The 22,881-nt window shown below is 59.5% G+C and carries 18 protein-coding genes and 4 pseudogenes; 15 read left to right on the top strand and 7 right to left on the bottom strand.

Features of this window, described 5'->3' with window-relative positions:
* Positions 1–41 precede the first annotated feature (41 nt).
* Positions 42–309: pseudogene (locus tag ACVWW6_RS01020) on the top strand (integrase core domain-containing protein); the annotation flags it as partial.
* Positions 310–398: 89 nt separating this feature from the next.
* Entirely contained in the window at positions 399–1,442 is a 1,044-nt protein-coding gene (locus ACVWW6_RS01015; protein WP_018273859.1) for an IS110 family RNA-guided transposase, read from the top strand.
* A 152-nt stretch (positions 1,443–1,594) separates the two neighbouring features.
* Here the strand turns inward: ACVWW6_RS01015 and ACVWW6_RS01010 are convergent, their stop codons facing one another.
* Complete coding sequence (locus ACVWW6_RS01010) at positions 1,595–1,978, bottom strand: IS3 family transposase (RefSeq protein WP_456679942.1); 384 nt, start codon at positions 1,976–1,978, stop codon at positions 1,595–1,597.
* An 80-nt stretch (positions 1,979–2,058) separates the two neighbouring features.
* On the opposite strand from ACVWW6_RS01010, the gene tnpA (ACVWW6_RS01005) reads away from it, so the two are divergent.
* From tnpA (ACVWW6_RS01005) to tnpC (ACVWW6_RS00995), 3 genes are all read left to right on the top strand, one after another.
* Positions 2,059–2,505 carry an IS66-like element accessory protein TnpA gene (gene tnpA / locus ACVWW6_RS01005; RefSeq protein WP_060908461.1) on the top strand — a complete coding sequence of 149 codons (447 nt, stop codon included), beginning with the start codon at positions 2,059–2,061 and terminating at the stop codon, positions 2,503–2,505.
* Positions 2,502–2,852, top strand: coding sequence for an IS66 family insertion sequence element accessory protein TnpB (gene tnpB, locus ACVWW6_RS01000; protein ID WP_038379303.1), 351 nt, complete (start codon positions 2,502–2,504; stop codon positions 2,850–2,852). Before tnpA (ACVWW6_RS01005) ends, tnpB (ACVWW6_RS01000) begins: the two co-directional genes overlap by 4 nt.
* 95 nt (positions 2,853–2,947) lie before the next feature.
* Positions 2,948–4,534, top strand: a complete 1,587-nt coding sequence (tnpC, locus tag ACVWW6_RS00995) for an IS66 family transposase (RefSeq protein WP_371740533.1) — start codon at positions 2,948–2,950, stop codon at positions 4,532–4,534.
* Here tnpC (ACVWW6_RS00995) and ACVWW6_RS00990 read toward each other — a convergent pair whose 3' ends face one another.
* Together ACVWW6_RS00990 and ACVWW6_RS00985 are read right to left on the bottom strand one after the other, a co-directional pair.
* Positions 4,535–4,972, bottom strand: a complete 438-nt coding sequence (locus ACVWW6_RS00990; protein ID WP_060908463.1) for a hypothetical protein — start codon at positions 4,970–4,972, stop codon at positions 4,535–4,537.
* Positions 4,973–5,146: 174 nt separating this feature from the next.
* Positions 5,147–5,545 carry a helix-turn-helix domain-containing protein gene (locus tag ACVWW6_RS00985; protein WP_456679941.1) on the bottom strand — a complete coding sequence of 133 codons (399 nt, stop codon included), beginning with the start codon at positions 5,543–5,545 and terminating at the stop codon, positions 5,147–5,149.
* A 153-nt stretch (positions 5,546–5,698) separates the two neighbouring features.
* On the opposite strand from ACVWW6_RS00985, the gene ACVWW6_RS00980 reads away from it, so the two are divergent.
* Positions 5,699–5,932, top strand: coding sequence for a transposase (locus tag ACVWW6_RS00980; protein WP_456679940.1), 234 nt, complete (start codon positions 5,699–5,701; stop codon positions 5,930–5,932).
* Between the two features lie 1,163 nt (positions 5,933–7,095).
* Here the strand turns inward: ACVWW6_RS00980 and ACVWW6_RS00975 are convergent.
* Both ACVWW6_RS00975 and ACVWW6_RS00970 read right to left on the bottom strand, forming a co-directional pair.
* Complete coding sequence (locus tag ACVWW6_RS00975; RefSeq protein WP_456679939.1) at positions 7,096–8,484, bottom strand: amidohydrolase family protein; 1,389 nt, start codon at positions 8,482–8,484, stop codon at positions 7,096–7,098.
* Positions 8,485–9,055: 571 nt separating this feature from the next.
* A pseudogene (locus ACVWW6_RS00970) lies at positions 9,056–9,931 on the bottom strand (IS3 family transposase); the annotation flags it as partial.
* Positions 9,932–10,158: 227 nt separating this feature from the next.
* Between ACVWW6_RS00970 and ACVWW6_RS00965 the strand changes: the two are divergent.
* Positions 10,159–11,541: an IS110 family RNA-guided transposase gene (locus ACVWW6_RS00965; protein WP_161533276.1), complete on the top strand. Its 1,383-nt coding sequence runs from the start codon at positions 10,159–10,161 to the stop codon at positions 11,539–11,541.
* A gap of 2 nt (positions 11,542–11,543) precedes the next feature.
* Here the strand turns inward: ACVWW6_RS00965 and ACVWW6_RS00960 are convergent.
* Positions 11,544–11,804 (bottom strand): annotated as a pseudogene (locus ACVWW6_RS00960) (transposase); the annotation flags it as partial.
* 406 nt (positions 11,805–12,210) lie between these two features.
* Here ACVWW6_RS00960 and ACVWW6_RS00955 point away from each other — a divergent pair.
* The 4 genes and pseudogenes from ACVWW6_RS00955 to tnpC (ACVWW6_RS00940) all read left to right on the top strand — a co-directional run.
* Positions 12,211–12,522, top strand: a pseudogene (locus tag ACVWW6_RS00955) (transposase); the annotation flags it as partial.
* A gap of 68 nt (positions 12,523–12,590) precedes the next feature.
* Positions 12,591–13,037, top strand: a complete 447-nt coding sequence (gene tnpA / locus ACVWW6_RS00950; RefSeq protein WP_060908461.1) for an IS66-like element accessory protein TnpA — start codon at positions 12,591–12,593, stop codon at positions 13,035–13,037.
* Positions 13,034–13,384: an IS66 family insertion sequence element accessory protein TnpB gene (gene tnpB, locus ACVWW6_RS00945; protein WP_038379303.1), complete on the top strand. Its 351-nt coding sequence runs from the start codon at positions 13,034–13,036 to the stop codon at positions 13,382–13,384. The genes tnpA (ACVWW6_RS00950) and tnpB (ACVWW6_RS00945) overlap by 4 nt, the downstream gene beginning before the upstream one ends.
* 95 nt (positions 13,385–13,479) lie before the next feature.
* Positions 13,480–15,066, top strand: coding sequence for an IS66 family transposase (gene tnpC, locus ACVWW6_RS00940; RefSeq protein ID WP_371740533.1), 1,587 nt, complete (start codon positions 13,480–13,482; stop codon positions 15,064–15,066).
* Here tnpC (ACVWW6_RS00940) and ACVWW6_RS00935 read toward each other — a convergent pair whose 3' ends face one another.
* The gene (locus ACVWW6_RS00935; protein ID WP_060908463.1) at positions 15,067–15,504 is read right to left on the bottom strand and encodes a hypothetical protein; all 438 of its coding nucleotides are present in this window, start codon (positions 15,502–15,504) and stop codon (positions 15,067–15,069) included.
* 193 nt (positions 15,505–15,697) lie between these two features.
* Here ACVWW6_RS00935 and ACVWW6_RS00930 point away from each other — a divergent pair, with 193 nt between their 5' ends.
* The 4 genes from ACVWW6_RS00930 to ACVWW6_RS00915 all read left to right on the top strand — a co-directional run bounded on the left by ACVWW6_RS00930 (position 15,698) and on the right by ACVWW6_RS00915 (position 22,879).
* Positions 15,698–16,018: a transposase gene (locus ACVWW6_RS00930; RefSeq protein WP_456679938.1), complete on the top strand. Its 321-nt coding sequence runs from the start codon at positions 15,698–15,700 to the stop codon at positions 16,016–16,018.
* A 975-nt stretch (positions 16,019–16,993) separates the two neighbouring features.
* Entirely contained in the window at positions 16,994–18,382 is a 1,389-nt protein-coding gene (locus ACVWW6_RS00925; protein ID WP_456679937.1) for a M20/M25/M40 family metallo-hydrolase, read from the top strand.
* Between the two features lie 184 nt (positions 18,383–18,566).
* On the top strand, positions 18,567–22,040 hold the full coding sequence (locus ACVWW6_RS00920; protein ID WP_456679936.1) for an indolepyruvate ferredoxin oxidoreductase family protein: 3,474 nt from the start codon (positions 18,567–18,569) through the stop codon (positions 22,038–22,040).
* 455 nt (positions 22,041–22,495) lie between these two features.
* A complete protein-coding gene (locus tag ACVWW6_RS00915) occupies positions 22,496–22,879 on the top strand; it encodes a Zn-ribbon domain-containing OB-fold protein (RefSeq protein WP_456679935.1) in 384 nt (127 codons plus the stop codon).
* Positions 22,880–22,881: the final 2 nt, after the last annotated feature.

The following is a 22,881-nucleotide window of genomic DNA, read 5'->3' as shown; positions in this document are numbered from 1 at the left end:
TATATCGCCGGCGCCGAGGGAGCGGGGCCGTCTTCCCCATCAACGGCCGGCTGCGGGATGAAATGTTGAACGAGACGCTGTTTATCTCGCTGGCCCAGGCCCGTCGTGCTCGGATGCTGGCGCGCCGATTACAACGATGCACGCCCACACTCGCGGCTCGGATTGAAGACCCCGTCCGAGTTCGCACTCACCTGCCAACCGCGCCGGGATTTGGCGCTGCGCTATGCCGAGGGCTCCGCGCCAGCTCCCGTCGCTACCACCACCCAACCGGGCAAATCCAACAGCCGGAGCGCACTCAGGATTGGATAAAACTTGATGTGGTGGAACGGCCCGCTCCAACAGCATCAAAGTGCTAGAACGTGGTCGTTGTTCGAACGCCACAAAGGAGGGACCGTTCCGTGAAACAGGTTATCACCATCGGGCTGGATCTGGCCAAGCACGTTTTCCAGGTTCACGGGGCGGATGCCGAGGGCTCACCCGTGTTCAACCGGAAGCTACGGCGCAGCGAAGTTCTGCGATTCTTTGAGAAGCTGCCAGCATGCCTGGTGGGGATGGAAGCATGCGGTAGCGCCCACTATTGGGCGCGCGAGATCGCAGCTCTCGGTCATGAGGTCCGGCTCATTCCGCCGGCTTATGTCAAACCCTTCGTCAAGCGTGGCAAGACGGATGCGGCGGACGCTGAGGCCATCAGCGAAGCGGTGACCCGAAAGACCATGCGCTTCGTGCCGATTAAGACGGCTGAGCAACAGGCTGCCGCGATGGTGCTGAAGACCCGCGCTCTTCTAGTGCGGCAGCGAACGCAGTCGGTCAACGCGTTGCGCGCGCATCTGGCAGAATTGGGGATCATCGCCACCGCCGGCCTGGCAAAGGTTGAGGCGCTGGTCGCAATCATACGGGATGAGACAGATGCACGCCTGCCCGCAGCAGCGCGCTTCGCGCTGATGGCTATTGCCGACGAGATTGAAGCTTCAGCCGACCAGATCGAGAGGCTCGAGCGCGCAATCGTCGCGGAGGCCAAGCACGACGAGGACATGCGTCGGTTGACCACGATCCCTGGCGTCGGCGCCATTACGGCGGCGACCATCAAAGCGCTTGTGCCGGATCCCGGCGGGTTCAAGTCGGCTCGCCACTTTGCCGCCTGGCTGGGATTGACGCCGCGGCCTCATTCAAGCGGAGGCAAAGAGCGGTTGGGACGAATATCGAAGATGGGAAATCCAGAACTCCGCTCTCTCCTCGTTGTCGGGGCAACGGCCGTCTTGCGGCTTGTCCGAAACGACGTTCGGGCGCGGCCGTGGCTGAAGGCGCTTCTCGCCAGACGCCCCTTCAAGGTTGCCGCCGTCGCGCAGGCCAATAAGACGGCGCGGATCATCTGGGCGCTCCTGAACAAGGGCGGAATTTATCGGCGTCCCGACCCATTGGCGATTGCCGCGGTGACGCAGTGACCGCCAAAACGATCTGACCGGCGCAGGCCGGCAGAGGGCGAGGTGCAACAACAGGCGATGAACCCATGGGACGAAATCCCGAAACGAGTGAAGCTACTGCCCCCAATGCGCTCAAGCGCGTAAACTTGATTTAGCTCCTCGTTCCGCGGATCTCATCGAGGCCAGCGGCCATATTGTGCCGCGCGCAAAGGCCGGACATATGACCGCACCGTTCCAATGTGTGAAATCGACTGAAAAAGCTCTTGCCTCGCGGGCCGTTCCACATATGGGGGCAAGGTCAGCCGCCGCCGCAAGCACAGCAGATTGTCCTCTCGGATCAGGCGCAGCACGCGTTTGCCATTCACCGCAAAGTCCTCACGCGGCAGTTGCGCGGAGATCCGGCGATAGCCGTAATGCCGATGCGTCAGCGCCAGCCGCTGGATTGCGTCTCGCACGCCGGTTTCTTCGGCACCCGGGGCGGACGCCGCCCAACGCCGGTAATAGCCGGCCCGACTGACGCCGGCCAGCATGCTCATCCGCTCGATCGTGAGCGTCATCTGGCGACCACGCACTGAGGGTTGATCTAGTCGGCTAGGAAGATCTCGTGGAGAGGTTTGTCACGAGGTCACCGGTCACCATGTCAAGAGCGAGTTGTAAGGATGGCGATAAGGATAGGCATACGCCTATCCTTGAGGACGGCTCCGACACGCTGCGGCGCGTCGAGATCATCACGGGGACCGGCCGACGACGGCGCTGGTCGACCGATGCGAAAGCGGCGATTGTCGCGGAGAGTTTTGCGCCGGGTGCAAGCGCTTCCGGGGTGGCGCGGCGACACGACATCAGCCCGAGCCTGTTGTTTCTTTGGCGTCGTCAGACAACGCGGGCGAAGCTCGAGGAGCATGGAGGCATGCCATCAGGCTTTGTGCCGGTCGCAATCACCGACTGTGGAGGCAAATTGCCGCTATGCGAGGAGCAGGGAGCGATTGAGATCGAGGTCGGCGCAGTTCGCATCCGTGTCATGGGAACGGTCGACCGGCGAGCACTCTGCGAGGTGCTTGCGGCAGTCGGGACGGTCGGCCGATGATCGGGCCCCGCGCTGGGTTATCGATCTGGATCGCGACGCAGCCGGTCGATTTCCGTCGCGGCATGGACTCGCTGGCGATGCTGGTAAGCGAGGCGTTTGGAGCCGATCCGTTCGACGGCGGGCTGTGGGTGTTTCGATCCAAGCGCCGAGATCGCGTGAAGATCCTGACCTGGGACGGAAGTGGCCTTGTTCTCTACTACAAGAGAATCGAAGGGCAGTTCAGCTGGCCTCCGATCAAGGAAGGCGTCATGCCGCTATCTCATGCTCAGCTCTCGGTGCTGCTCGACGGCTCGGACTGGAAGCGTGTGCCGATGCGGGTTGTGGATCAACCAACACGAGCTGGTTGATCATCATCAAGAGTAGTTCGTCATTCATGCAGAGCTGTAGTAGAACGCGCTGCATGATTGATTTGCCTTCCGATCGAGCATTGCTCCAGCAAGCCGTGACGGCACTGTCGTCACGGCTTGCCGTGGTGTCGGCGGAATGCAGCACGCTGGCGGCCGAGCGTGATGTGGCGATCGCCCAACGCGATGCTGCAGTCCAGGAGAACGACAAGCTCCTGATGATCCTGTCCCAGTACAAGCGCACGATCTTTGGTCCCCGCTCCGAGACACTGGATCCCGGACAGCTGTCTCTCTTCACCATCACGGCGCAGGCGGCAGGTGCCGCCGCCAACGACGACGGGACCGGAGGCAGGCTGCCTGATGGAGCGGAAGGCCGTAGCAAGCGACCGGCGCGACGCAACCGGGGGAGGCTTCCGGAGCATTTGCCGCGCATCGACGTCGTGATCGATATCGAGAGCCACATCTGCCCCTGCTGCGGCGAGCGGCTGCACAAGATCGGGGAGACCGTCAAGGAAGCCTTCGACGTCATTCCGATGCAGTACCAGGTCAAGCGCATTGTGCGTCCGCGCTACGGCTGCCGGGGATGCCGCCAGGGTGTGCTGCAGGCACCGGCGCCGGCCCAGGCGATCGACGGCGGGATGGTGACGGAAGCCTTGCTGGCCCACATCGCGGTGATGAAATACGGCTACCAGCTGCCGCTGTATCGGCAGGAACAGATGTTCGCCGCGCAAGGCATCACGCTTGACCGGCAGACGCTGGCCTCATGGATGGGCCGCGCCGCCTGGTGGCTGAAGCCGCTTCACACGCTGTTGCGCGACACAGTGATGTCCTACCCGCGGCTGTTTGCCGACGAGACGCCACTGCCGGTTCTCGATCCCGGCCGTGGCAGAACCAAAGTCTGCCAGTTCTGGGCGATCGCCACCGATGACCGTCCGTGGGGCGGCCCCGCGCCGCCGGCGGTGGTCTACATGTTTGCCGAGGATCGCAAGGCGATCCGCGCCAAGCAGCTGTTCGGGGATTACCACGGCATCCTGCAGGTCGACGGCTATGCCGCCTACAAGGGCCTGATCAAGAACGGCGGCCGTCTGGTGCTGCTGGCGTTCTGCTTCGCGCATGCGCGGCGGAAGTTCTGGGACGTTCACGTCGCGACGAAGTCGCCGATTGCCGCGGAAGCGCTGCAACGGATCGCGATGTTCTACGCCATTGAGGATCGCATCCGCGGTCTGCCGGCGGCGCATCGGGCTGCGGTGCGGCAAACCGACACCAGGCCGCTGATCGAGGACTTCAAACCTTGGCTCGAGGCGCGACTGCTGGAAGTCTCGAAGAAGTCCGGTCTGGGCAAAGCCATCCGCTACACCCTCAACCATTGGGACGGCCTGACGCGCTTCATCGATGACGGACGCATTGAAATAGACAGCAATACGGTCGAGCGCAGCATCAAGCCGATAGGCCTGGGAAAGAAGAACTACTTGTTCGCCGGCAGTGAAGGCGGGGCCGAGACATGGGCCATTCTCGCCTCGCTCATCAACACGGCAAAGCTGCAAGACATCGACCCGCGACACTATCTGACCGATGTTCTCGAGCGCATCGTCTCCGGACGTACAAAGATCAATCAGCTGCACATGCTGTTGCCGTGGAATTGGAAGGCCGAGCGCGACAGTTCGCTGGCAAAGCTCGCCGCCTGATCAGTTCGACGGCAAGGACTCTGGAACTTCCTGCGCATCGCTGGTGTCGTCATAGATCTCCTCGCGGATCACGCGCAGCGTCATCTCGTGCAGATAAACTTGCAACGCCCTCTCCAGCTCGGTGAACTCCGGCAACAGAACTTTGTCGACGAAGCCTCGGGACGCACGGATCACCACCGTGTTGCGTCGTTGGCGGTGATAACGAAACGGCCGCAGCCCGTACCGGCGGCAAAGCGCCAAAAACAGGTGCCGCGACCATTGGTCAGGAAGTGAGAATTGCTGCTCGATCGGCGGATCGTGGCGAGCGAGCTCCGCGACCCGGGCACGCACCCGCTGTAGCGCAGCTTCCGCCGCAAGGCGCTCACCGGCAGTTCCGGCACCCGCGAACAACGCCTCGATCTTCCGAAGCTTCTCGCGCAGCTGCGATTCGCTGGTCATTCTGATCCCCGTTGCCCGCTCCGAACCGGGATCACCCCATCACCGCGCGCCGGCAGCGTCAATCATCCAGACCGCGCTATCCAGAGCATTCCGCGCAAGTCAAGCCCAGGCGCCAGTGATCCTCTCGTGACGCTCACGCTCGATCGTCTGCTCGCCTTGCCGAGGGGGACATCGTCATCGCCTGGATGACCGCGTAGACCCCGTCACGCTAGGCCCGGTGTTCTGCTGGCGTGCTTCCTTGACCCGCCGCAAGGCTTGCCGAAAAAACCAGTTCAACTGCTGGCCGATCTTACGCTCGAGTTCGGCAATGCGTTCCGCACCAGGGGCGGCAGCCGCAACATCGCGTGCCCGCTCCTTCACGCTCGACGCAACGGCATCGCTTTTGGGCTGCCGATTGGTCGGCCGCAGCGCCTGCGCCCCGCCGGCGCGAAAAAGATCGCGCCATCCATAGAGGTCCTTAGGGAGCAGATTCACCTCCTGGGAAAGAGCCCTTATGGGCTCACCAGCCAGAATGCGACGGACCGCCTCGAGCTTGAACTCTCGGCTGAAAACACGGGGTGATTTGTTGGGCATACGTTCTCCGTTAGAGAACTGTCCCTAATTTCCCGTGTCTCTCTGTTGGGGTGCACTCCACCAGCAACTACATCCCGTTGCAGATCTCGATAACGTACAGAGTCTTTCGCACTTTCAGGATTGACGGCTTCTTCTAGAATGAAGGAGCTTTGAATGAACGATGGGAATGCCATGGGTCAGGTGATCCAAATTGATGAGGCCCGGATTCGAGATCACCTGGGCGAGATGGTCCGCGGGACAGTGGAAGAGACACTGAACGCGATGCTGGAGGCCGAAGCGGACCAGCTGTGCGGTGCTGGGCGGTATGAGCGCAGCCCGGCCCGGCAGGACACGCGGGCAGGCGCTACGAGCGAACGCTGCAGACCAAGGCGGGCGACGTCAATCTGAAGGTTCCGAAGCTACGGCGGCAAACCTTGTCACCGGGCTGAAGGGCCGGAAGGAGGACCTTCTCGAGATAAGTGCGGAAGCTCACTCATCGATCGGCCCTCGATGAACCATGGCGCACGATCCTGTCATGCCGCAACAACGCAAGGAAAGTCACACGGTCTTCCAGCGGCCCTGGGGGACCTTGGCGAGAAGTCTGCTCCCGCGCGGCGACCATCCCCGCAAGGGGGCCATATCGGTCCTGGTCCAGGTCTCCTCGATGAAGACCAGCCGTTCAGCTTCGACGCGACCTTGATACTTTGCCCACTGGGCTCGCCGCCGCGCCGCCTAGGGGCGATCGCGTTCGCCAGCCGCCACGCTTTTTTGAACGAAGTCCCACACCGAGTTCTAGTCGACCTTCCGGCCACGGTCCATCCCTGATCCGTTGTGACAGCCAGACCTCGTGCACGCCCAAAACTGCCTTCGGCTTGTAGTCGCCGATCTGGCCAGGCTCGACGCTGCCGGTCTCATCGACCCGCTTCATTCAACCGATGGGCGTGCTGATCGCCACCCCAAACTGCTTGCGGCGCGATTGCGGGACAATCCGCCCCCGAGTGCCGCCAGGACACGCTTGCGAACTCCGATCCAGCAAACATGGTGAATCAGAAACCCACTGATTTTTGGGAATCCGAGATCAATTTAACCTAGCCCCATCCCGCTTTAACCGGTTTGGTGACGAAGGCTTGGCGCGGGCGCCTTCCTCTGCGTGCTCAACCCCTTCGTGTTCTCTACAACATCCTGAGGGGCGTCAAAACGATCAAAGCTTGTCGAGCGGAGCTCATCAAGAGGTTGACTTGGTCTCCGCGGATGCTTTTCGTGAGGTGCAATGCTTTTTCCGCCCTCTATAACTATGCCGACGATAGGGCCCGGTGGGCTGCCATTCATCCTGCCTTACATGGCGGACGTTGGCTTGTTCTTGCCGGATGTCGACGGCCTGCTTGTAACAGACTGCGCGCTTGACCTTCGCCCTTCGCTGTAGGGTCAAACCGCCCGACAAGGACGAGGACCATCGACGCAGCCGCGGTCGAAACACGATTTCACACCGCCGACCAAAGCGACCGGCAGTGTGTCGTGACGGCGCCGATTGTCAGGAATATGGCCCTAACGATCTACCCGCGATTACTCGGCTAATTGAGTCTATATAGCGACCTGTTGTTTTTGTATAAAATCATCCTCGCCCCCTCGATTGCCTCATCGAAACTCAGAGTGCCTCCAACAACGTGTTCAGTGAGAGCCTGAGCCAGGTATCGCTTGCCCCATCGACCAGCCAGCCAGTAAAGCTCGGGAATATGATAAGCATCGCTTGCGTACATTATCTTTGATAACGGGACTACTTCCATAACCTGCATGTATCGTTGAAACAGGCTCTGGTGCACAAAAGGCGTCATAATGGACAATTCAAAATAGCAGTTTGGATATAGATGACTGAGCCAAGCGGCTTTTCCCACCGATGGATAGCCCGCATGGAGAGGGATGATTTTCGGCATGCGCATTACGTCATCTCTGTCGAAACGACAGACTTCCTCAAGGAAGAACGGGTCTTGATTCCGAAGTATGACGGATGGCGCTTCGCCATCGCCAGTGTGAATCTGCATGGGAATGTCTCGCTTCAGGCATTCTTCTAGTGCGATTGTGAAATCGTACCGGCGAAGATCCTTCGAAACATTGTAATTGGCCTCTCGATCTCTGGGCGAAATCTTGTGAAACGATTCCCGAAGAGTGTTCCAGGAAGCTTGAGCCACCCCACGGTCGTAAAGGGGCCTGATCAGACCGATAAAGGGGAGCAGATATGACTTCATTCCATAAGACTTCTTCCCGTAATTTCCTTCTCCCTCCCCATCGAGCATTTCGCGCATCCTGGTTACAAAGCGCTGTTCATATTCTTCAAATGAAATTTCGAGAGGAAAGAGTTCCCGCTGAATCATCTCTATCCGTGCCAAACGGTTGCTACGGCAGGGCGAGATCGAGTCTTCGAACTCAGATATTTCGGTCGCCCCACAACCTTCAGTATACCCCGTGTCGAGCATGATATTTTCGTAATTCACGTCTCGGAACAGGTCATTTACGTAGGCCCAATAGTTCTTACAGCGTTCATTTCGTGCCTCAATGACCGCCTCAAGCCTTGGTTCACAGCCTAAGAACGACGCGAGTTCCTTGACAAGGAATTTCATGAACACACTTTCCGCGATATCACGGGTAATGCCGGCGACCTTGCTTTGAATGCCATATGCTTTGTCGAGGTCGAACTTAGTTGCCTCGTCACCATTGAGCCAACGGTCGTATATGCCTTGTGGAAAGTAGGTTCCGACGGGATATCCCGTTAAGGATATGCGCTCTACATAGCGTTGCGGGGTTGTTATGGCATCTCGAGCAGTAATTATGTGGCAATGCGTATCATCGATCGGGAGACCATTCACAATTTCAAATACTTTCAAGAATTCAGGATGCTGCCTCGACAGAAAGAGAGAGAGACCTTCGAGATGGTTGGACGAGCCAGCATTAGAGATCATGATCATCCTTTCTCTCCTGTATTGCTCGCTTTGCTACCCGGCTATGGGAGACGAGGCGCGCAACCGATGCTACGATCGTTGTGAGCCGTTCCGGAGTACTCCAAAGCGTCTATCCTCAGCGTAGCATGGAGGCAAGGCGCAATCTGAGCCAAATCGCTCCTGAGGCAGCGCACTTGTGCGCATGTTGCAAGGTTTGTGCAGCTTTTCACTGTATTGTTCTTGCGCGCCGATCACCCGCCACTACCCACGGCTAAACTGTGCGCCTTGCCGGGGACGATATGTCCACCTAAACGAACAAAAGTTTAGGATAAGGTGTCACGAGGCCACCGGGAACGGAGATGGTCCGGGAATCCAACCAATGTAGCCCGCCAAGCCCAGTATCCATCAAGTTTGGCTCGGCCTTCTTGAGTTCGTACTCTGTCAATGCTGCAAACTTCCCCCCGAAAGGCGCTACTCAGCGTCTGAGCCTGAGCAACATCAGCATCGAATTCAGCTTGCTTGCGGTGAAGGACGCAATGAGCTGGCTCCGGTTGTCTGAACAGCAATTCCGCGTCGATAAGTGGAGCTTGTGCCAGAGTTAGGCTGCCGCGCGGAACGGCAGCGGGTTGAAGTAAGCTTGATCCGGGGTGCCGCCGTCAAGGCTCGAGTGGGGACGCCGGCCATTGTAAAAGACGAGGTATCGGCCGATCGAGGCGCGGGCGTCGGACACGGTATCGTAGGCGCGCAGATAGACCTCTTCGTATTTGATGCTGCGCCACAGCCGCTCGACGAACACGTTGTCGCGCCATGCGCCCCGGCCGTCCATGCTGATGGCGATGCGATGACTGGCGAGCACGCTGGTGAACGCGGCGCCCGTGAACTGCGAGCCCTGGTCGGTGTTGAAGATGTCCGGCTTGCCGTGGCGAGCGAGGGCGTCCTCCAGCGTCTCGACGCAGAATGCGGCTTCCATCGTGATCGAGACGCGCCACGACAGCACCCGGCGGCTGAACCAGTCGAGCACCACCGCGAGATAGACGAAGCCGCGCGCCATCGGGATGTATGTGATGTCCATCGCCCAGACCTGGTTCGGGCGTGTGATCTCCATCCCGCGCAGCAGATACGGATAGATCTTGTGCCCTGGTTCGGGCTTAGTGGTACGCGGCCGGCGGTAGAGCGCCTCTATCCCCATCCGCCGCATCAGCGTCTTGACATGCCGGCGGCCGATCTTGCACCCCTCGGCAGCCAGCAGGTCTCGCAACATTCGCGAACCGGCGAAAGGAAACTCCAGGTGCAGCCGGTCGAGCCGTTGCATGATCGCGAGGTCGGCGGGCGACACCGGACGTGGTAGATAATAGACACTGCCACGACTGATCTTCAAAACTTCCGCCTGTTTGGTTATCGGCAGGTCGTGCTCACGGTCGATCATCGCTTTGCGCTCAGCAGGCCGGCTTTGCTGAGCGCGCCTTCTAAAAAACTATGCGCGACGCTGCGCGCCCCCTGTGGGATAGAAACGGGCAACCGCTAGACTGCGGCCGGAAGGGAGCGGCCGATACGATTTTGGTGGCACGTGACCCCGTCAAAAAACCTGGTCCATGGGCTGTTGCGCACTTGAGAGTGGTGACGCCATCTCGGCGATCCCGTTTAGGAATTTGAATGAATTGCGCAGCCCAGCCCTTCCGCCGGAGTCAGGAGGAACTACAGATGAATCCCAAAAGATCGAAGTCGAAGGACGGCGGTAAGATGCCGATGGTGCACCCGAACGCGGCTGCCATCGACGTTGGCGCCACCATGCATATGGCGGCCGTTAGGGCAGATCGCGCACCGGAGCCAGTCCACAGTTTCGGTACCTTCACGGCCGATCTGCATCGGCTGGTCGACTGGTTTACGGAATGCGGCGTCGAGACCGTCGTCATGGAATCGACCAGCGTCTACTGGATTCCAATTTTCGAGCTTCTCGATGCCCGGGGATTTACGGTGTTTCTTGTCAACGCGCGGGATGCCAAGCACGTGCCGGGGCGTAAGACCGATGTCAGCGATGCGCAATGGCTGCAGCGGCTCCATTCATTCGGGTTGCTGCGGGCCAGCTTTCAGCCCAAAGGGCAGATTGCCGAGCTGCGAGCCTACGTGCGTCAGCGCGAGCGTCTGCTGGAGTACGCGGCCTCACACATCCAGCATATGCAGAAGGCCTTGACGGAGATGAATCTTCAGCTCCACCACGTCGTCGCCGACATCACCGGCGCGACCGGCCTGCGTATCATACGCGCGATCCTTGCCGGCGAGCGCGATCCCGAGGCGCTGGCGTGCTTGCGCCATTACAGTTGCCACTCCAGTGCCGAGACGATTGCGAAGGCGCTCACCGGGAGCTACCGCGCCGAGCATCTGTTTGCGCTCGAGCAGGCACTTGCGCTTTACGACACCTACCACGAGAAGGCATCTGCCTGCGACGCCCGGATCGAAGCCGTGTTGAAGGAACTGAGCAACCATCGCGGTCGTGGTCATGGACCAGCACCGCCGGCCTCGCTGCGTCGGAATCGAACCGATCAGGCGAACGCTCTAGCTTTCGACGTCCGCGAGGCGCTATTCGCGTTGCTGGGAAAAGACATCACCACGATCGACGGCCTCGGTCCTTACCTCTCGCTGAAGCTGATCGCTGAATGCGGTGACGACCTCTCCTCGTGGCCAAGTGCAAAGCATTTTACCTCCTGGCTAGGACTGGCGCCGAGCAACAAGGTCTCCGGCGGCAAAAGGCTCTCGTCCCGAACGCGCCGATCCGGCGGCCGGGCGGCGGCGCTTCTGCGCCTTGCTGCCGTCACCGTCGGACGCACCAATACTGCGCTCGGCGCCTTTTACAGGCGACTTTCATCGCGCATCGGTAAGGCCAAGGCAGTGACCGCCACGGCCCGCAAGATCGCAGTTCTGTTCTACAATGCTGTGCGATACGGAATGGACTATGTCGATCCCGGGGCCTCGTCCTACGAGACGCGCTACCGGACGCGAGTGGTCAACAATTTGCATCGGCGTGCCAAGGCATTCGGCTTCGTTCTCCAGCCCTTGGAGCCGAACGTCGGCGATGCTGTTTCTTAGGAATCGTTCTCAAGCGTCAGCTCCCCGATCTTGGCGTGCAGCGTTTTCACGTCCACCGCGGGCTCGCTCGTTCTGTTGCCACCGCCAGGACCAAATACCTCGGCCGCCGCTTCCTGAAGCTGGGACTTCCACTGCGTGATCTGGTTCGGGTGCACGTCGAAATGCTCAGCCAACTGGGCCAGCGTCATCTCGCCCTTGATCGCCGCTAACGCCACCTTGGCCTTGAATGCCGGTGCGTGCTGCCGGCGGGCTCGTCTGCTCATCGTCTCTCCTGATTCGCGGGACAATCTTGCCCGCCGTCAGGCACAAACTCCACTTATCGCCCTGTCCAGATTTCCGGAGCCAGCTCTCAATACCCATTACGACGGACAAGATTGCCGGGGTCGATCAGCTCCCAATGATGGCCCACGGCGTGTGCAACGATCGCGGCATACGCCCCCGAAATTCGCTCGTAGCGCGTGGGAAATGAGTGACACCAATAGGCGCAGCGGAAAAAGGATACGGCAAGGCGATAAGTCGATAGCTGACATCATTTAGTGCGTCCTGTTGCGATTCGAGGCAGCTCTCGCCAGCCGTGCGGCATTCGATAAGCGCGCAATGCCTCACTTTGAATAATCCCCGCATTCCCAATGCGGACCATGATTGAAGCTACCGAACATCGGGGCTGGGATCATGCGCTATGACCCGACGGATTTCGAGTGGAGTGTTATCGAACCCCTTCTCCCGAAGGACGTCGAGGTTGCAAAGCCAGGCAACAACCGCCGCGTTCTCAACGGCATCTTCTGGGTCCTGCGCGCGGGAACGCCGTGGCGCGATCTGCCCGAGCGATACGGGCCTTATACGACCGCTTACAATCGCTTCAACCGCTGGCGCAAAGCCGGCATCTGAGACCGGCTGATGGATGCGGTCGTCAAGGCACACGATGGCAAGGTGCAAATGATCGACAGTTCGGTCGTGCGTGAGCGTCATCTGGCGACCACGCACTGAGGGTTGATCTAGTCGGCTAGGAAGATCTCGTGGAGAGGTTTGTCACGAGGTCACCGGTCACCATGTCAAGAGCGAGTTGTAAGGATGGCGATAAGGATAGGCATACGCCTATCCTTGAGGACGGCTCCGACACGCTGCGGCGCGTCGAGATCATCACGGGGACCGGCCGACGACGGCGCTGGTCGACCGATGCGAAAGCGGCGATTGTCGCGGAGAGTTTTGCGCCGGGTGCAAGCGCTTCCGGGGTGGCGCGGCGACACGACATCAGCCCGAGCCTGTTGTTTCTTTGGCGTCGTCAGACAACGCGGGCGAAGCTCGAGGAGCATGGAGGCATGCCATCAGGCTTTGTGCCGGTCGCAATCACCGACTGTGGAGGCAAATTGCCGCTATGCGAGGAGCAGGGAGCGATTGAGATCGAGGTCGGCGCAGTTCGCATCCGTGTCATGGGAACGGTCGACCGGCGAGCACTCTGCGAGGTGCTTGCGGCAGTCGGGACGGTCGGCCGATGATCGGGCCCCGCGCTGGGTTATCGATCTGGATCGCGACGCAGCCGGTCGATTTCCGTCGCGGCATGGACTCGCTGGCGATGCTGGTAAGCGAGGCGTTTGGAGCCGATCCGTTCGACGGCGGGCTGTGGGTGTTTCGATCCAAGCGCCGAGATCGCGTGAAGATCCTGACCTGGGACGGAAGTGGCCTTGTTCTCTACTACAAGAGAATCGAAGGGCAGTTCAGCTGGCCTCCGATCAAGGAAGGCGTCATGCCGCTATCTCATGCTCAGCTCTCGGTGCTGCTCGACGGCTCGGACTGGAAGCGTGTGCCGATGCGGGTTGTGGATCAACCAACACGAGCTGGTTGATCATCATCAAGAGTAGTTCGTCATTCATGCAGAGCTGTAGTAGAACGCGCTGCATGATTGATTTGCCTTCCGATCGAGCATTGCTCCAGCAAGCCGTGACGGCACTGTCGTCACGGCTTGCCGTGGTGTCGGCGGAATGCAGCACGCTGGCGGCCGAGCGTGATGTGGCGATCGCCCAACGCGATGCTGCAGTCCAGGAGAACGACAAGCTCCTGATGATCCTGTCCCAGTACAAGCGCACGATCTTTGGTCCCCGCTCCGAGACACTGGATCCCGGACAGCTGTCTCTCTTCACCATCACGGCGCAGGCGGCAGGTGCCGCCGCCAACGACGACGGGACCGGAGGCAGGCTGCCTGATGGAGCGGAAGGCCGTAGCAAGCGACCGGCGCGACGCAACCGGGGGAGGCTTCCGGAGCATTTGCCGCGCATCGACGTCGTGATCGATATCGAGAGCCACATCTGCCCCTGCTGCGGCGAGCGGCTGCACAAGATCGGGGAGACCGTCAAGGAAGCCTTCGACGTCATTCCGATGCAGTACCAGGTCAAGCGCATTGTGCGTCCGCGCTACGGCTGCCGGGGATGCCGCCAGGGTGTGCTGCAGGCACCGGCGCCGGCCCAGGCGATCGACGGCGGGATGGTGACGGAAGCCTTGCTGGCCCACATCGCGGTGATGAAATACGGCTACCAGCTGCCGCTGTATCGGCAGGAACAGATGTTCGCCGCGCAAGGCATCACGCTTGACCGGCAGACGCTGGCCTCATGGATGGGCCGCGCCGCCTGGTGGCTGAAGCCGCTTCACACGCTGTTGCGCGACACAGTGATGTCCTACCCGCGGCTGTTTGCCGACGAGACGCCACTGCCGGTTCTCGATCCCGGCCGTGGCAGAACCAAAGTCTGCCAGTTCTGGGCGATCGCCACCGATGACCGTCCGTGGGGCGGCCCCGCGCCGCCGGCGGTGGTCTACATGTTTGCCGAGGATCGCAAGGCGATCCGCGCCAAGCAGCTGTTCGGGGATTACCACGGCATCCTGCAGGTCGACGGCTATGCCGCCTACAAGGGCCTGATCAAGAACGGCGGCCGTCTGGTGCTGCTGGCGTTCTGCTTCGCGCATGCGCGGCGGAAGTTCTGGGACGTTCACGTCGCGACGAAGTCGCCGATTGCCGCGGAAGCGCTGCAACGGATCGCGATGTTCTACGCCATTGAGGATCGCATCCGCGGTCTGCCGGCGGCGCATCGGGCTGCGGTGCGGCAAACCGACACCAGGCCGCTGATCGAGGACTTCAAACCTTGGCTCGAGGCGCGACTGCTGGAAGTCTCGAAGAAGTCCGGTCTGGGCAAAGCCATCCGCTACACCCTCAACCATTGGGACGGCCTGACGCGCTTCATCGATGACGGACGCATTGAAATAGACAGCAATACGGTCGAGCGCAGCATCAAGCCGATAGGCCTGGGAAAGAAGAACTACTTGTTCGCCGGCAGTGAAGGCGGCGCCGAAACATGGGCCATTCTCGCCTCGCTCATCAACACGGCAAAGCTGCAAGACATCGACCCGCGACACTATCTGACCGATGTTCTCGAGCGCATCGTCTCCGGACGTACAAAGATCAATCAGCTGCACATGCTGTTGCCGTGGAATTGGAAGGCCGAGCGCGACAGTTCGCTGGCAAAGCTCGCCGCCTGATCAGTTCGACGGCAAGGACTCTGGAACTTCCTGCGCATCGCTGGTGTCGTCATAGATCTCCTCGCGGATCACGCGCAGCGTCATCTCGTGCAGATAAACTTGCAACGCCCTCTCCAGCTCGGTGAACTCCGGCAACAGAACTTTGTCGACGAAGCCTCGGGACGCACGGATCACCACCGTGTTGCGTCGTTGGCGGTGATAACGAAACGGCCGCAGCCCGTACCGGCGGCAAAGCGCCAAAAACAGGTGCCGCGACCATTGGTCAGGAAGTGAGAATTGCTGCTCGATCGGCGGATCGTGGCGAGCGAGCTCCGCGACCCGGGCACGCACCCGCTGTAGCGCAGCTTCCGCCGCAAGGCGCTCACCGGCAGTTCCGGCACCCGCGAACAACGCCTCGATCTTCCGAAGCTTCTCGCGCAGCTGCGATTCGCTGGTCATTCTGATCCCCGTTGCCCGCTCCGAACCGGGATCACCCCATCACCGCGCGCCGGCAGCGTCAATCATCCAGACCGCGCTATCCAGAGCATTCCGCGCAAGTCAAGCCCAGGCGCCAGTGATCCTCTCGTGACGCTCACGGTCGTGCGGGTCCATCAGCATGCTTCCGGGGTGAAAAAAGAGTGGAGATCGTTGTGTGGGCCGAAGCCGAGGCGGCCTCACCACCAGAATCCACGCGCGCGTCGACGCGAAAGGCCGCCCGGTCCGCCTCATGATCACCCCCGGCGAGGCCCACGACGTGACGTGCGCCGAGGCCCTGCTCGACGGACTCGATGCGCGCGCCGTCGTTATAGTCGACAAAGGCTACGATGCCGGCGGTGTTCGTGCCCACATCCGTGATCAAGGTGCGATCCCCACCATTCCCAACAAATCCAACCGGAAAAAGAGGTTCCGGTGGAAGAAGGCCATCTATCGCGAGCACAATCACGTTGACCGATTCTTCAAGAAACTGAAGTAGTTTTAACGCATGGCCACCCGACAAGTTCGGCGCGACGTTCTTCGCTTTCGTTTAACTCGCTTCCGTGCGAATTGGCTTCGATCAATTGAGGCCACACCCTAGTTTCCTGCCCGGGTCTTTCGATCAAGAAGTGCAACTGCAGCCGCGTCGCTGCAACTGCAAAGCGGTTGCGACGCCGACCATTCCGAACCCGAGACCGAGGGCGCTACTCATCGCCGATATGCTCGGGGCAGGCACTGACTCTTAAATTTCCGAATGCTCTTGGCAGGAACTATGGCTGCTACGAGGCGACTTTGACGCTCAGCGCTAAATCGCTCGGGTGCTCGCCTAGTCCTGCTCCGCGCAGCCTTAATCCCTTCTCTGCGCAACAATACGAGCTCCAGCCGTCATGGCGAGCTTGGTCGCAGCGTTACCAAAGTCGTTCGCAACGGCGAGTGTCGAATGGATTCGAGGATCTTTTGCCGATGATTGTGAGAGGCACCTTCAGGCCGGCTGGTGTCAAGCGAGGATGTGCGCGACGCGCCAGCATGTGATAGCGCTAGCTTTCAGCAAGGGTGCCACTCTTGCTCGCTCATCGAGGATCCTGGCGTTTTGATTCCTCACATGCTGCCTTCCTCTGTCGTTGCCCATTGGGAGGCCCCGCGATCGTGATCTCTTCGTCTGAATTTCTGCATCTAGCGGCGAGGATTGCAGCGTTTCTGCGCGAATTGGCTAGCTGCCGCGCTGGATCGTACTGTTTTCTGATTTAGAAGAGATCGAACAGGAAGGTGCAACACTGGAAAGCGAGCAGAGGGACGCGAAATCGTATGCCTGGGTCCTTTCACGATCGCGACGCTTCTTTGGAGCGCTCGTTTGCATACTACGCTTGTCCGCTCGGCATTCTTCTAGGCGGACTAGTTCAGTGAGCTCGCTTGGGTCCACTACGGTTTGACCCTAGGGCGGGTCCTTAAGCTACGACAACCAGGATTGTTGCGCATGAATAATAGTAAAGCCGCCACTACTGCGGAATTGTCCCAGGTCTTTGAGTACATTGAATCAAACGAGGGGCAATTTATTCGGCGTTTGATCGATTACCTTAAGCATCCCAGCATAAGCGCCCATAACATCGGCATTGCAGAGGTGGCCGAACTTCTCGTGAGTATTCTGAGCCGTCTGGGACTCGAGGCAAAGACGATTGAGACGTCTGGCCATCCAATGGTAATGGGTCGTTGGGAGCAAGCCCCTGGAGCGCCGACAGTCTTGTTGTATGGGCACTACGATGTCCAGCCCGCGGATCCATTGGACGAGTGGATCAGTCCGCCATTTGAGCCGAAGATCCGACAAGGTCGCATCTACGCGCGCGGCGCTGGAGATAATAAGGGGCAGCATTTCGCTCAAATATTGGCCGTGGAGTCCTACTTGGCGGTGCATGGCCGTTTGCCGTGCAACGTGGTGATTTTGCTTGAAGGCGAAGAAGAGGTTGGAAGTCCGCACATTGCGGAGTTCATCCGGGCTCATCGTGAGTGTCTAAAGGTGGACCTGGTTGTAACGGCTGACGGTCCGCTGCACGAGTCTGGTCGCCCGATTGTGGTGCATGGGGTTCGCGGCGAGGCGAGCTTCGAACTGCGTGCGCACGGCGCGAGCCGAGATGTTCATTCAGGGATCTTTGGTGGTGTCGTCCCAAATCCTATCTGGACGCTTGTGCACCTGCTTGCGACGATGAAGAACGCAGCCGGGGAGATTACAATCGACGGCTTTTACGAGGACGTGTTGCCGCCAAGCGAGCTTGAGCGTGCGATGGCAGCGCAGTTGCCTTTCGATGCAGGTGAGATAAAGCGCTCGCTCCGACTCGCAAAACTAGATGCGCCAGTCGATCGTCAGGTCGCCGACAGACTCTTCTTTCATCCGACATTGACTATCAACGGATTGCACGGAGGGTACGGTGGACCGGGGGCAAAAACGGTTCTGCCAAACTATGCCATCGTCAAATGCGATGCTCGGCTCGTAGAGCGCCAAACTCCTGATGACATCCTTGCTAAAATAGAGGCGCACGTCAGACGGTATGCACCGGACGTAGAGTTCATTCGCCTCGACGGAATGCTGCCGTCCAAAACGCCCTTAGACTCTCCATACTCGGCCATCGTTCAGCGCGCGGTACGGGCCGGGCAGGGTGTCGAGCCACTCATATATCCAATGGCAGGCGGCAGCCTTCCCGAGTATGTGTTTACGAAGATTCTTGGAGCGCACTCTTTTGTGGTGCCCTATGCGAACTTTGATGAAGCTAATCACGCTCCCAACGAGAACATAAAGGTCGACTGTTTCCTCAAGGGAATCCGTACCGGAGCTGCTCTTTTGCATGAACTGGGAAGAGCTGCCGGCGAGTAAAGGCTGTCACGGTGCGCTCGAGCAGCCGCCCAGGCCGAAGCTCGTTCGGCTTTTTCGTTTGCTTGCTTGAGATCTGCTCCCATTGTTGTCGGTGGCCCACGGGCCGTCGATGTTGAAATCTGTCGACGCAAGAAATAGTAGGCCCTCGATATGGCGATTGAATTGGCTGAACCCGGAGATCAAGATGTCCCTCTTGCACGTTGACCTGGATGACAAGTACCGGCTCGAGGCGAAGCGGATCTATCTCTCCGGCGTACAAGCGCTGGTCCGTCTTCCAATGGTCCAACGTGAACGTGACAGAGCGGCTGGCCTTAGAACCGCTGGGTTCGTCTCAGGTTATCGTGGCTCGCCGCTCGGCATGTACGATCATGCGCTCTGGCGCGCCAAGTCGTTCCTGCAGGCCAAGGATATCGCGTTTGTTCCTGGCTTGAATGAGGACTTGGCTGCCACTGCGGTGTGGGGCAGTCAGCAAGTCGGCTTGTTTCCGGGCGCACAGGTCGATGGCGTGTTTGGCATCTGGTACGGGAAAGGCCCCGGCGTTGATCGCTCAGTAGACGCGCTCAAGCACGCTAACTCGGCGGGTACTTCGCGCCAGGGCGGCGTGATCGCGCTTGCCGGGGACGATCATGGGTGCCAGTCTTCGACGCTCGCCCACCAGAGTGAGCAGGTATTCGCGGCCGCGCATATTCCGGTTATCAATCCTTCGACCTTGCAGGAATATCTCGACCTGGGGCTCTACGCCTTCGCATTGTCACGCTATTCCGGCTGTTGGATCGGATTCAAGGCCATCGGCGAAACGGTGGAAAGCTCGGCCTCCATCTACGATGATCCGTCGCGTGTACATATCACTCTCCCGACTGACTTCGAGATGCCCCCAGGCGGATTGAACATCCGCTGGCCCGATCCGCCGTTAGAGCAGGAGAGGCGCCTTTTCGGCCCGAAGATGGCGGCCGTTGGCGCCTTTGTGCGGGCTAACAAGCTCGACAGGATCGTGCTCGACAGCAGACCAGCTCGGCTTGGCATTATCACAACCGGCAAAGCATATGTTGATCTGCGCCAGGCGCTTGCCGAGCTTGGCATAACCGAGGACCACGCGCGCGCGCTGGGGTTGCGCATTTACAAGGTCGCGTTGACCTGGCCGCTGGAGGAAGAGGGTGCCAGGCGCTTCGCGCAAGGATTGCGGGAGATTCTGGTTGTCGAGGAGAAGCGGGGCTTTATCGAAGACCAGCTGAAACGCATTCTGTATAACGCCGAAGCGTGGACGCGACCGAATGTTTTTGGGAAGCACAATGAAGTGGGCGCGCCGCTGCTCCCAAGCGAAGGTGAATTGACCCCAGCTATGGTCGCCACCGCGCTCGTCGCGCGACTGCGCCGCTTCGAGAGCAGCACCCCTATGCTGGAGCAGCGGCTTGCACGTCTCGATGCCTTCGAACGGGCTGCACAGGCGAAGACGCCGATTGCACTACAGCGTACGCCCTACTTTTGCTCCGGCTGTCCTCACAACACATCGACTAAGATACCAGAGGGCAGCCGAGCGATGGCCGGCATCGGCTGTCACGGAATGGCCGTCTATGTGCCCTCGCGCCGCACTGAAACGATCACGCATATGGGCGGTGAGGGTGCTAATTGGATCGGGCAAGCACCTTTCACGAGCGAGCAGCACATCTTTCAAAACCTCGGTGACGGCACTTACACCCACTCTGGTTTGCTCGCGTTGCGCGCTGCCGCCGCAGCCGGCGTCAACATCACTTACAAGATCCTCTATAACGACGCCGTCGCGATGACAGGGGGGCAGTCTGCAGAAGGCGGCTTTAGCGTTTCACAGATCGCGCACCAAGTAGCCGCCGAAGGCGCAAAGCGGCTCGCCATAGTCTCCGATGATCCAAGCAAGTACCCGGGCGCCGGCTATTTCCCCCCCGCCGCAACCGTGCACCATCGTCGCGAACTGGACGAGCTTCAACAAGAGTTGCGCGAGATCAAGGGACTGACCGTCCTTATCTATGACCAGACATGTGCGGCTGAAAAACGCCGCCGCCGCAAGCGAGGTCTATATCCAGATCCACCAAAGCGTGTATTCATCAACGATCTTGTTTGTGAAGGTTGCGGGGACTGTTCGGAAGCCTCGAACTGCGTGTCGGTGCAGCCGCTTGAAACAGAGTTCGGGCGCAAGCGACAGATTGATCAATCCAACTGTAACAAGGATTACTCTTGCCTCGAGGGGTTTTGCCCCAGTTTTGTGACGGTGGTTGGCGGAAAGCTCAAGGGCCTGGACGCCACGACGCTGGACGCCGGCCAGCCGTTCACGGATCTCCCGCTGCCGGCTGAGATCAAGTTAGAGAAGCCCTACAACATTCTGGTGACCGGGATCGGAGGCACTGGTGTCATCACAATAGGCGCACTGCTCGGCATGGCCGCCCACGTTGAAGGAAAAGGGTGTTCGACGCTGGATTTTACCGGCCTCGCGCAAAAAAACGGCGCCGTCATGAGCCACGTTCGAATTGCGCAACGACCGGAAGACATCGCGACCGCTCGTATCACCACGGGTAGTGCCGACTTGATTCTAGGCTGCGATATCGTGGTATCCGTAAGCCCGACCGCGCTCAGCCGCGTGGAGCGCGGCGCTACCAAGGCCTTTATCAACGCTGACTTGCAACCGACGGCAAGTTTCGTCCAGAACCCTGACATCGACTTCGAGATTGGTGCTATGCGGACAGCGCTGAGTGACGCAATTGGTGATCACAATCTCGACGTCATCGACGCGACCGGGATGGCCGCGACCCTGATAGGTGACAGCATCGCGACAAATGCCCTCCTAATTGGTTACGCGTTCCAGAAAGGAGCTATTCCATTGTCGTTGGAAGCGATCATGCGAGCCATCGAGATTAACGGCGCGGCTATAGAGCTGAACAAGCAAGCGTTCAATTGGGGACGGCTCGCTGCCCATGATATGGGGCGGGTTCGCAGCATGATCGGCTCGCGGCACCGCACAACACGGCCGGCGCGGACGCTAACTGAAATCATCGACACGCGCGCAAAATTCCTAATAGACTACCAAAACAAGAACTATGCAGCGCGGTACCTAGCAGCAGTCAAGAAGGTGCGTGCGGCTGAAGCCGCCGTCGTGCCGGGCTCGAGCGAGCTAACTGAAGCGGTCGCGAGGAACCTTTTCAAGCTAATGGCCTACAAGGACGAGTATGAGGTCGCGCGCCTCTACACGAACGGCTACTTCGCGAACAAGCTGGCGCAGAATTTTGACGGGGACTATGAAGTTAGATTTCACCTGGCTCCTCCGATCCTTGCGAACCGGGACAAGATGACCGGATATCTGCGGAAAACGGAATACGGTGGCTGGATCACTCACGCCTTCCGCCTCTTAGCTTACATGAGGTTTTTGCGCGGCACTGCCTTCGATCCGTTCGGCCGCACTAGTGAACGTCGCACTGAACGACGTTTGATCGAAGATTATCTTGCGATGATCGAACGACGGGTCGCTGCGTTCAAGCCAGAGCAGCTTCCGCTGCTCGTAAAGTTGGCCGCGTCGGCTGGAGCGATCCGCGGCTACGGTCATGTCAAGGAAGCCAACGTCGCCAAAGCTCTGGCTGAGCAGGCGAGCCTCGAAGCGGAGATTGACAACACTAGCTTTACAGCTGCGACCTGATAGCAGGCGGCGCCTGCTGGATCCACACTTGTCCTAAAATAGAACGCCAGACTGAGGTCGGGAATGCTGTTCACGGAGAGAGTACGTCCGCAACACAGAAGTCTGCCGGCGGGCAACATACATCTCCAAGTCAAGCGCTGTTTTTGAGCGGTCCTCAAGGGTTCGCGATCGCTACGTATATGAGCGATCGGTATTTATTGGAGAGGGACATCATCGTGGGCGTGTCCATCACGGCACTTACGACGCGCTGTCCTCGAGAACCGCAGAAATCCTCGAAAGTAGCCCTTGGAGCGAAGGATTTCGTCGCTAAGCTGGCTTTCATTGCACCGATCAGGATCGCAGGATGATTTAAAGTCTACACCTCAAGCGCTGGCGCTCAGAGACGAAGGTGGAGGACCGGACTACTGAACCGGCTATTGCTCCTTCACCGCGAAGCCGTGCACTCAGAATCGCAGGTGAAGAAATTGGACGAGACAGGTGCTTCAATAGATGGAACTGGTCCGCAAGAGACTTACGAGCGATTCGTAGCCGGTGGGCGCTTTATGATTCAGCGAGCTCGTCGCACTGGTGAATATCTTTTCTATCCCAAAATAATGTCTCCTTCGGGAGAGGTCGACCTTGAATGGGTTGAGGCATCAGGTGGCGGAACCGTTTATTCGATCACGGTCGCTCGCAAGCGCGACGGCGCTTACAACGTTGCACTTATCGATTTAGATGAGGGGCCGAGGATGATGTCAACCGTTGTTGGCGGAAATGCGATCTCGATTGGCGCCCGTGTCAGGGCGCGCGTAGAGCTGGGAGCGGTTGCACGAGTGGTCTTCGACCCGGAGGTAAACTGACG

The sequence above is a fragment of the Bradyrhizobium sp. USDA 3311 genome (genome assembly GCF_054062495.1).
Note: the sequence above shows the minus strand (reverse complement) of the source record. Positions and strands in the feature narration are given on the sequence as shown.